Below are 9,219 nucleotides of genomic sequence, written 5' to 3'. Positions count from 1 at the left end.
GGCGGGTTCTCACCCGAAGTGATCAGCTAGCGACTCGGGAGCCAACCGAACGCTGGATCGCACACAGCCCCGTCTGAGGCTGCCCTTCCCACACGGAGTCTCAGACGGGGCCCTCCCTTTTGAAACACGCCCTAGGCGCGCATGATCGGCGCGAAGGCCGTCCAACGGACTGTCGTCCTGGAGGCGGGCGAGGATCTCGGCGCGGTCGCGGTAGAAGCTCATCCACACGCCTCCGCGCCGCCAGTTGCCGCCGGCGTCGTACGGGCCCCAGGTGCAGGCGGTGACGCCGATCTCCCCGTGTCCGTCGTCGCGTGGGCTGACCGCCCAGCGGCCGTTGACCATGACCGCCGTGCGTTCGGGGCGCCGGTATTCCACGAGTGGGGTCTCGTACACGATCAGCCCGGCCGGGGTCGGGAAGTCGTCGGCGTTGGGTGCGAAGGCGGGCAGGTCCGCGGCCGCGGTCCGGACAAGGTCGGTCATCTCGGCGGTGACGAAATACAGCTCCGCGCCCCGTTGGGTCTTCGCCTCCTGCTCGACCAGCATCTCGGCGTAGGTGCGCATCACGCCGGGGTGCCCGTCGAACTCGGGACGGCCCAGCCTGGTACCGGCGTCGTGGGACATGCGGGCGTGGAAGCTCAGGCCGCGGCCGTCGCGTATCCGCTCCAGCAAGGTCATGGTGTGGCCGCCGGTGAATGCCGGTCAGTTTCTGGACGCCTGTGTGCGCCGTGGTGAGCGGCTGTACCCGCTCTATCACCTCGTGACCACGCGCGGCCTGCGCCGCGGCGAGGCCTGCGGCATCCGGCGGGAGGACTCCGACCTGACCGCGTCCAAGACGCTGATGGTCCTGGAGACCGGCGACGACGGCCTGAAGTCGGACTCCAGCTGGCGGACGATCGCAGTCGGCGGCAAGAACGCCGGCCTTCTGACGGAATGGCGTCTGCGGCAGAAGCGCGAGCGGCTGGCCGCGGGTCCGGCCTGGGTGGACTCGGGGCCGATCTTCACGGCGGTCGATGGCAGTGCGCTGCGCGAGGAGTACGTATGCGAGCGCTTCACCGCCATCTGCTCGGCCGAAGACCTTCCGCCGATCCGGTTCCATGATCTGCGGCACTGCGCCGCGACGATCATGCTGGCGGCCGGCGTCGACATGAAGTACATCTCCGCCACGCTCGCCACAGCTTTACGGCGGACGTGTACACAAGCGTCGTCCCCGACGTCGCCCAGGCGGCCGCGGACGCGACCATCGCGGCGATCCCGCGAGCTGCGGAAAACCATGATCGTTAGCGCAATGGTCCGGCAATGGTCCGGCATCAGGCCAACCAAGATCAAAGAGCCCTGCCCCGTGATCACGGGGCAGGGCTCTCACCTGCGGAGGATCGGGGATTTGAACCCCGGATGGGCGGTAAACCCAAACCGCATTAGCAGCTCGGTGCCTGATCGATCGAGGCAATCCCATGTGGACCCTTGCGGCTCAGCGGTCTTGCTGGAACGGGGTGGTACGGCGCGGAATTGCAACCCAAACTGCAACCTGTGCGGACCAGACTTAGGTCGGTGCCTTCATCGGAAGGGAGGCCGGACCTATGATCATTTCATGGTTGACCTCGTGCCTTTAGTCTTCATCGGACTCATGATCTGCTTCGTCGCCTTGTGGGTGGTGGGCATGTTTCGGACGTTCAGGCAGCGTCGCGTGCTTCGATACACGGACCGGATCAGAGCTGAGGAGCTCACCGGACGCGTTCGCCAACTCAAGGTTCGTGGACACGAGGAACAAGCAATCCAACTCGTTCAGCATGAACTGGCGATGTCGGCGATGAAGGCCCGCTCCTGGGTGAAGTCCATCTGAGGCTGCCAGGCACGACGACCTGGACGTCAAGCGCGTCCACCGCACTTTGACCCAAACTACCGACATCTTGCTTGCAAATCCCTACGACGATCTTGAGTGATCTGCGTAGACACTGCTCAGGGGGCTGATCGTGTCCCCCGTGACTCTCCGCTGTTCCCTCTGGTTTCCCGTCCGATCGGGCACGCGACGGGCACGCCGTAGGCCCTCATTGTGGTCGTTTCGGGCGCTCAACTACTCTCATTCCACCTTGAAGCAGGGAGGCGGCAAGTGACCCTAAGGCGTGCGCGATTCGTTCTGATGTGGATCGGCTGCCTGGTTCTCGTTCCTAGCATCCTTCTCGAGCGATACGCACAGGATGCCAGAGAGAGGGCCAGATCTAGCGAACTCTGGACGCTGATGCGAGAGAACCAGTATTTCGGAAGCACACCGCACGCTGATGCGTCCTATGAGTCCTTGATCATTAGCGGATGGATGGGCATCGGCCTTGGCGCTCTCTGGATTCTGGCCGCTATAACGTGTTTCGTCCTCGCTCGGCCCCCGTTGGACCTCACGCCATCTACAAGGAGACCGAGGAAGTCCGGTACAGGCACACCTATCATTCGGCCCTTTCCCTGATCTTCCCGTCGCCGTCGTCCCACCCGTCAGGGGAGCGGGCCAGAGGGCAGGGGTGAAGGTGGAGCTCCCCGCTGGAAGAACGACCTTCGCCCCTGCCCTCTGGTCTGCTCGGGCTTGTCCTGGGGCGATGGCGACGGGAAGATCAGGCCCACCTTAGCCACCCACAGCGCCTTGTCGGTCGCGGTCATCTCGGAGCCTGAGGCCCCGCCAGAGGCTTGCTTGAAGGGCACCCCGTGGAAGGGGAAGCGGCGTGGCCGGCGGAATGCCGTAGGCACCCATAGGGCGAGCGTTGAGCGAGTTCGGCCGGCGACGGCGCGGCTGGTCCTGCGCGGCGGTGCGGCGCTTGGTCGGCGGGTTCGGGACGTACGGCGATGCCCCGCGCGGCGCTCGCGCGAGAACGGCCCCCAGGCCGCACGCGCAGCGCGGGACGCTGGCGCGGGGCGTACGGCGGCGCGGCGCGCCGCCGCTTGAACTCGGACGGTCCAGGTGCGCGAACAACTCGTTGAACTCGACGGCGGCGAGATGCGGCTGAGCCCGCCCAAGTCCCGGGCCGGCAAGCGCACGATCAGCATCCCCTCGGCCATCATCCCAGCCCTGACCGAACACCTCGCCACCTACGTTGATCCGGCCGACGACGCCTTCGTGTTCCTCGGCAAGCGCGGCGCGTTCCTGCGCGGTGGCAACTTCAGGCGCGAGGCCAAGTGGACGGAAGCTCCCAAGGAGATGGGGCTACAGGGCCTGCACTTCCACGATCTACGACACACCGGCAACACGCTCGCCGCCCAGTCCGGCGCAAGCCTGGCGGACCTCAAGGCCCGCATGGGACATGACAGCGACCGAGCGGCGCTGATCTACCAGCACGCCACACGCGACGCGGACCAGCGAATCGCGGACGCACTGAGCGCCCGAGTGGAGGCTGAACAACAAAAGATCGCCAAGAGCTAATGGCACGTTAATGGCACGAACGCCCCGCCACATGATCAGTGGCGGGGCGTTTTCCCTGGTGGAGCCTAGGGGATTCGAACTCCTGACTTCCTGCTTGCAAATAGCTACGACGATCTTGGCGGATCTGGGGAAACGCAGCTCAGGACGCTGATCGCATTCCCCGTGACTCCCCGCTGTTGCCCTCAATTTCCCGTCCCATCGGGCACGCAACGGGCACGCCTTAGCCATGGTGGCCGGTGCGAGGCGACACCGCTGAGTCGCGCGGGCCATCTGTCAAGGCTGTTGCTCCGGTACGTCGCGCCGCAGCACAGCCTCCTTGGCGAGGGGATCTAGACGCCACCCTGGCGGCCATGCGTGATTACCATCTGGGTCAGTCACGCGGGCTTCCGACAAATCCAGGCTTCCACGGTCCACATGTCGAAACCGGGCAGCTCCAGTGAAGATCGCCTTACTGAATCGGGCGTCTCCCATGAATATCGCCCCTCCGAACTCGGCCTCGCCGTCGAAGGTTGCTTCGGTGAACGTGGCGTTGTTGAAGGTCGTACCGGCGAACCACGCGCCGCGAGCGAAGGTCGCACCGTGGAATTGAGCGAGGCTGCCGAAGGTCGCCCCTTGGAAAACGGCGTCGTCTTTGAAGGTCGCCCTTGCAAAAGCGCCTACGTCAGCAGCGCCACCAGTGAAGGTGGCTCCTGCGAACCAGGCGCGGGCGTTGAAGGTTGCGTCGCCGAACCAGGGGCCGTTATAGAAGATCGCTCGACCGAACATGGCTTGGTTGATGCGGCATTCGTTGAGATCGATGTTGAGCAGGGTGGCGCCAGTTAGATCGAGGTCGATGTCCTGCCAGAAGAGCGGGTTGGCAGTAGCAACGCGTTGCCATCTACGGGGTTTCCGCCAGCGGAGGTGATCGGCAAGGATACGCTGCGCAGTGAGCCGAACCTGCTGTTCTTCGTGCGGGTTGCGGTTGACCGAGTTGGAGGCGCGGCGCGCGATATTGGCGCGAGCAGCACGTTGGGCGGTACGAACCCTCCCATGGCGATCCTCTTCTTGCGGTGGATCATAGGGCATGCGAAGGTACGCGCAGATCACGTCCACGATCGTTTGTCGCAGTGCTGGATTGTTCTGTCCGAGTTGTTCGAGTGCGTATAGCCCTCCCAACCGTACCGGAGCTTGAGCGCTGCCGAGCTGCTCGACCGCCTTGCTGAAGCGGTCGGTATCGTGTCCGCGCTCGGTGAGTCGAAAGGTGCGCCGGGCAGTGTCGGCATTGCGCGCGGTGTAATACACCGCCAGGAGAGCTGCCAGCCCAGTGGCGACGGCGAGTACATTCCCACGGATCGCTGCCAGCGCATTCGCCCTGTCCTTATCCTGCAACGTGGTGACCTGGTCGATGTGCTCCAGCACCCAGGCAGCACCCGGACCTAGCATCCATACCAGAGCCGGAACTACCACGAGCACCAGCACGGCCACGATGATTGAAGCAGCCTTCATCGTTCTAAGGTGCCGGTGCCTGACGTCGATGACTAGGTGTACTGACCTGTGGTCCGCACACGCCAAACTCGCTTGGCTGATCTTCCCGTCGCCGTCGTCCCACCCGTCAGGGGAGCGGACCAGAGGGCAGGGGTGAAGGTGGAGCTCCCCGCCGGAAGAACGACCTTCGCCCCTGCCCTCTGGTCTGCTCGGGCTTGTCCTGGGCGATGGCGGCGGGAAGATCAGGCCCACCGACCTTAGCCACTGACCCGTGTCGCTCGTCGCGATCATCTCGGAGCCTAAGGCCCCCGCCGGAGGCATGCTTGAACCTCTGCCTCCAATGACGGAGTGGCGTGGCCGACGGAATGCCGTAGGCACCCGTAGGGCGAGCGCGAGCGAGTTCGGCCGGCGATAGCACGGCTGGTCCTGTGCGGCGGTGCGGCGCTTGGTCGGCGGGTTCGTGGGTGTACGGCGGGGCGGGCGTACGGCGATGCCCCGCGCGGCGCTCGCGCGAGAACGGCCCCCAGGCCGCACGCGCAGCGCAGGACGGCGGCGCGGGGCGTACGGCGGCGCGCGGCGCCGCCGCTTGATCCCTATATGAACAATTCCGCAACATCGCCACTCGCTGAACATAACAGACAGAAATCTATTTCTGTCATTTTCGGCTACGCAAGGCCACCGCGAATGCACTATCCAAGGACATCGCCTGTACCTGACACGTATCGTCGCCCATGGCGTTTTCCGCATCGCAATAGAATCTCATAAAGATTATCGCGAAGCAGTTCTGAGGGATTGCTACTAAGCAATGGAAGCAGTCGTTGCTCTACGAATTTCTCGTCGCTGATGTTGGCCAAGACCGATGGGCTCCAGGTATCGATGCGTGATCTAGTCAGGTCAGCCAACATCCAAGAGATGAGAGATTCAGGAAGAGAAGGGAGGTGATGAGGAGGAACGTGTGGAAGCACAAGCTTAGTGACCATGTGACGGCAGAAATCGCTTCGCTCAGCCATCAGGGCAATTAACGACTCCCTACTGGCTGGATCTGCATGTACCGCCAAGAACCTTCCTAGATTACTTCCGATATGATAATCAGCTTTTAAGGTGCTGCCAAGCAGATCCGCCCATGGGCCGGGATCGCCGAGTTCGAGCCGTAGAGACACGGTCTCTCCAGCGTCAGTCATAGACACTGCATAAAGCGCAGATGACATGATCCTAATATCGCCACAAGTGAGCAGCGTGAGGAGCAACGCCTTATGTTCAGACCAGGGTACCTCGCAGTGTTGCAGAAGATTCCATGGCTCGAGAGAAAGTCGCCGCTCGTCTACGATGGCGCGCTCAACAATACGCTCGAAAGAGTTGTAGTCACCTACGGCGCAGAAAAGGCATGCTGCCACTATTCCGTCATCATCTGGTATAACGCATTTAAGACCCATGCGCCATCGCTCTGAGCTCGCGCAGAGAGCGTCCAGAGTATTTACCGCCCATCCTCCAGGATACGTCACGCCCTCTATAAGGCATCGGAGAAGTTCAGGGCTATAGACAGATTCGACGACTTCCGGCACCTGGCGATACGGTGCCACCTGCAACCCTAGGGCGAAAATACTTGCAATATCGCCAGCAAGGATATAATCAGCGATAAGACGCACTGCGTCGAGTGATCCATCGTCCGTCAGTCTGGTCACAATAACACGTCGAGTTAAGATACGACCGGTAGCACTGGGCGGTGCTATTTCTCGAAGTTCGGCTGCGGGTAGCGAAGCGATAAGGCTTGCACAGGCTGCGAATAGGCCAGCAAATTCATTGTTTGAATCATTTCGTGCTAACGCAGCCAGGAGATCGCTATCTAAGCCGCTTTCCAATTCGTCTAGCTGCTCAAACACACTCCGAGCCTCAACCTCAGTGATAGAGTTGGAGACAGCCCTCCCAAGTCCCGTGCAGTAGTTATAGTCCGGATAGTTGTGAAAAATCGATTCTATGAGCCTAGACCGCGCGCGACCTCCTTCAACTTGGACGAGAACCTTTGCAGCGCTCTCACTCAATGCCGATTTAGTGCTGCAAATTTCCCACAAGGCATCGACCATCTCCAGTTCTGGGATCAATTGAGCCATAGCTTGCCGCAGAGGCCACTCCTCTGTGGCAACGTAACGGCCTGATGCGATTGCACGTAAACATTCTCGACCCCACTCTCCGCGTTGTGACTCCAGGTAGTTGACGGCCCGGAGAGCCATGGTGGGGTCCGCCTCTAAAACAGCATGTAGAAATGCATAAGCCTCTTCGCGGGGCAGAAATCCGAGAGACAGCAGTATCGCAACATCCCAGCTGTGGTGCCGGAGACAGGAAGCCAGATATTCTTGGGAAATCTTGTGCAGTTCCGAGAGCCTATAGGCGGCAAGGTATTCGCTCAGGGAATGGTGAGAAAAGGCGAGCACGTCTCCCGGTAGAGCAACTAAGACGCTCTCGCTGATAAGCCAATTGAGTAGATCAAGGAGTTTAACCTGTGTTGAACGACCCGCGCGTATGGCGCGATCGAGGCTTCCAAGAGAGAAGGTTTGACGACCCTCATTGATAAGATCATAGGAGATGCCGGCGAGAAACGTTACGAAGTTCAGGTCTTCACCGAAATCTGCTAGAAACTTCTCTCGCAGTCCTTTGAAATACCCAAGATAAATATGCTGGGGAAGTAGCGTTGGCGAGATAAGCGACCTATCATTGAGTGCTAGTCGCAGAAAGAATGGACGCTGCAATACGGTAAGCGCGGAAGCGTTGACTTCTTGACCAATGGCGTTTACCACATACTCCCGGTCAACTTCGTCTAGCTGATATTCTATGAATCCCAACTCTTCGAGATCTATGCCCCCGCGCGAAATAACTACGATACTTGCATCTTCGAGTCCCAGGCAGAGGTTCGCCAGATCCTCCAATAGACGTCCACTCTGATGGTATTCGGCCGCAACCTCATTGACGCCGTCAAGGTAGAGAGCCAAGGGATTCGCGGCCCGGATGCTTTCTATGGTCAGATCTGCTGGAAGAGCATCTTCAATTGCGCTACGGAGATCTCCGCTATAAGATTTAAGATCGATATATATAGGAATCGATTGGCTGGCACTGTCGGCTTCGTCAAGCAAGATGCTCTCTTGAAGATTTGTGGCCATGAGTGCAACTGCGCGCTTTGCCGCGTATGTCTTACCTGCCCCCGGAGCGCCCGTGATATACAGCTTACTCCTATTTGTCATCAGACCCCGGTAAGCTATGCGGTGCTCTAGAAAGGCATCCTCCGGCCTTTCATTGATCGAGCGACCCGTTCTGCGTGGCCTTATTAGTCTTATGGGCATCTCGTCTGTGGGCAGAGTTTTCGCATCCAATAGACGCATTCGAGCAGCGTGCCGTAAGAGGGCTAATGTCTGCGCGGCCCTGTCCGGCATCCGACCTACGCTTTTCGACTGCTCCCGAGTTTCGTTACTAAGCTCCGTCAACAAGGCGAGTAAGGATTCATGGGAATTGCCTCCCATATTTTCCAGCGGATAGCTTACTAGGTGTACCCCGTAGTTACGCCTCCAGTAAGATCGCTCGTCATCTGACACATCTGGGATAATGGCGTAGTGCTCCTGCGGGCTTCCGGAGTAGATGGAAGCTAGGATGTCGGTCAAGAGTACAAAATCGGGATCCTTCAGGCCGTATCCAATAAACACAATGGGCCGAGTGGCCAATAGGGTGCGCATCGCTTCGGAAACGTATGTCCGAGATCCATGGAACGTGCGATAATCCTCTCGCGTAAGAATGATTGAATCGCAGTCCTCGATATCGCCATGCGGCTTGAAAATGAAGTGAGAAGAGTTGGACTTTATGACGTCAGCTACTTCAAGGGCGCTAGTATTTCCCACCACGCGATAGTACTCGTTTGGATGGCATTCGCGTATGGCACGATCCAAGAGCTGATCATAGTTAGTAGTGACAAAGCACACAGGACCAATCTTCGCAATGGCCTTGTGTAGCTCAGAGGGGATGGCTTCACCAACAGAGCAAGCATTACGAAGGAACTCCCGACGCTGGTATCGACTAAGAGCATCGAAACCATAACTCGCGGCTTGCAACAAATCTCCGCGCGCACGTTCACGATCCACGAGAGTAGTCGCTAAACCATGGGTTTCCATGAAGGCACTTAGCTTTTCTATCAAACCTGACCAAGTCGGAAGACCCGACCATACTGAGACGCCCGCTCCAACAAAGATCAACGCATCCGGGCGCTTCAGTGCTGCTCTGAGGCTCTCGATCGGGTTCGGCAACGCAGTACACCTCTAGTGGTCGTGTTCGCTGCGTCCTAGTCTAGAGAAAGTCAGGGCCAAGGCGAGCGAAAT

5 protein-coding genes are annotated in these 9,219 nt (G+C 59.8%); 2 read left to right on the top strand and 3 right to left on the bottom strand.

Annotated elements, in window-relative coordinates:
• Nucleotides 1-9 precede the first annotated feature (9 nt).
• Nucleotides 10-675, bottom strand: a complete 666-nt coding sequence (locus ACIBI9_RS52080) for a hypothetical protein (RefSeq protein ID WP_397234760.1) — start codon at nt 673-675, stop codon at nt 10-12.
• Between ACIBI9_RS52080 and ACIBI9_RS52075 the strand changes: the two genes are divergently transcribed.
• Nucleotides 674-1,840, top strand: coding sequence for a tyrosine-type recombinase/integrase (locus ACIBI9_RS52075; protein ID WP_397234758.1), 1,167 nt, complete (start codon nt 674-676; stop codon nt 1,838-1,840). The genes ACIBI9_RS52080 and ACIBI9_RS52075 overlap by 2 nt on opposite strands.
• A gap of 1,101 nt (nt 1,841-2,941) precedes the next feature.
• The gene (locus ACIBI9_RS52070) at nt 2,942-3,400 is read left to right on the top strand and encodes a tyrosine-type recombinase/integrase (protein WP_397234756.1); all 459 of its coding nucleotides are present in this window, start codon (nt 2,942-2,944) and stop codon (nt 3,398-3,400) included.
• A gap of 273 nt (nt 3,401-3,673) precedes the next feature.
• Here ACIBI9_RS52070 and ACIBI9_RS52065 read toward each other — a convergent pair whose 3' ends face one another.
• Both ACIBI9_RS52065 and ACIBI9_RS52060 read right to left on the bottom strand, forming a co-directional pair.
• Complete coding sequence (locus ACIBI9_RS52065) at nt 3,674-4,885, bottom strand: pentapeptide repeat-containing protein (protein ID WP_397234754.1); 1,212 nt, start codon at nt 4,883-4,885, stop codon at nt 3,674-3,676.
• Nucleotides 4,886-5,553: 668 nt separating this feature from the next.
• Nucleotides 5,554-9,147 (bottom strand): SIR2 family protein, encoded by a 3,594-nt coding sequence (locus ACIBI9_RS52060; protein WP_397234752.1) that lies wholly within the window; start codon nt 9,145-9,147, stop codon nt 5,554-5,556.
• Nucleotides 9,148-9,219 lie beyond the last annotated feature (72 nt).

It is taken from the genome of Nonomuraea sp. NPDC050451 (assembly GCF_044458585.1).
Note: the sequence above shows the minus strand (reverse complement) of the source record. Positions and strands in the feature narration are given on the sequence as shown.

What these genes read in the sequence shown, in the direction of transcription:
- ACIBI9_RS52075 (WP_397234758.1), top strand. Translation starts at nt 674, where the DNA reads ATGGTGTGGCCGCCGGTGAATGCCGGTCAGTTTCTGGACGCCTGTGTG.
- ACIBI9_RS52080 (WP_397234760.1), bottom strand. Translation starts at nt 675, where the DNA reads ATGACCTTGCTGGAGCGGATACGCGACGGCCGCGGCCTGAGCTTCCAC.
- ACIBI9_RS52065 (WP_397234754.1), bottom strand. Translation starts at nt 4,885, where the DNA reads ATGAAGGCTGCTTCAATCATCGTGGCCGTGCTGGTGCTCGTGGTAGTT.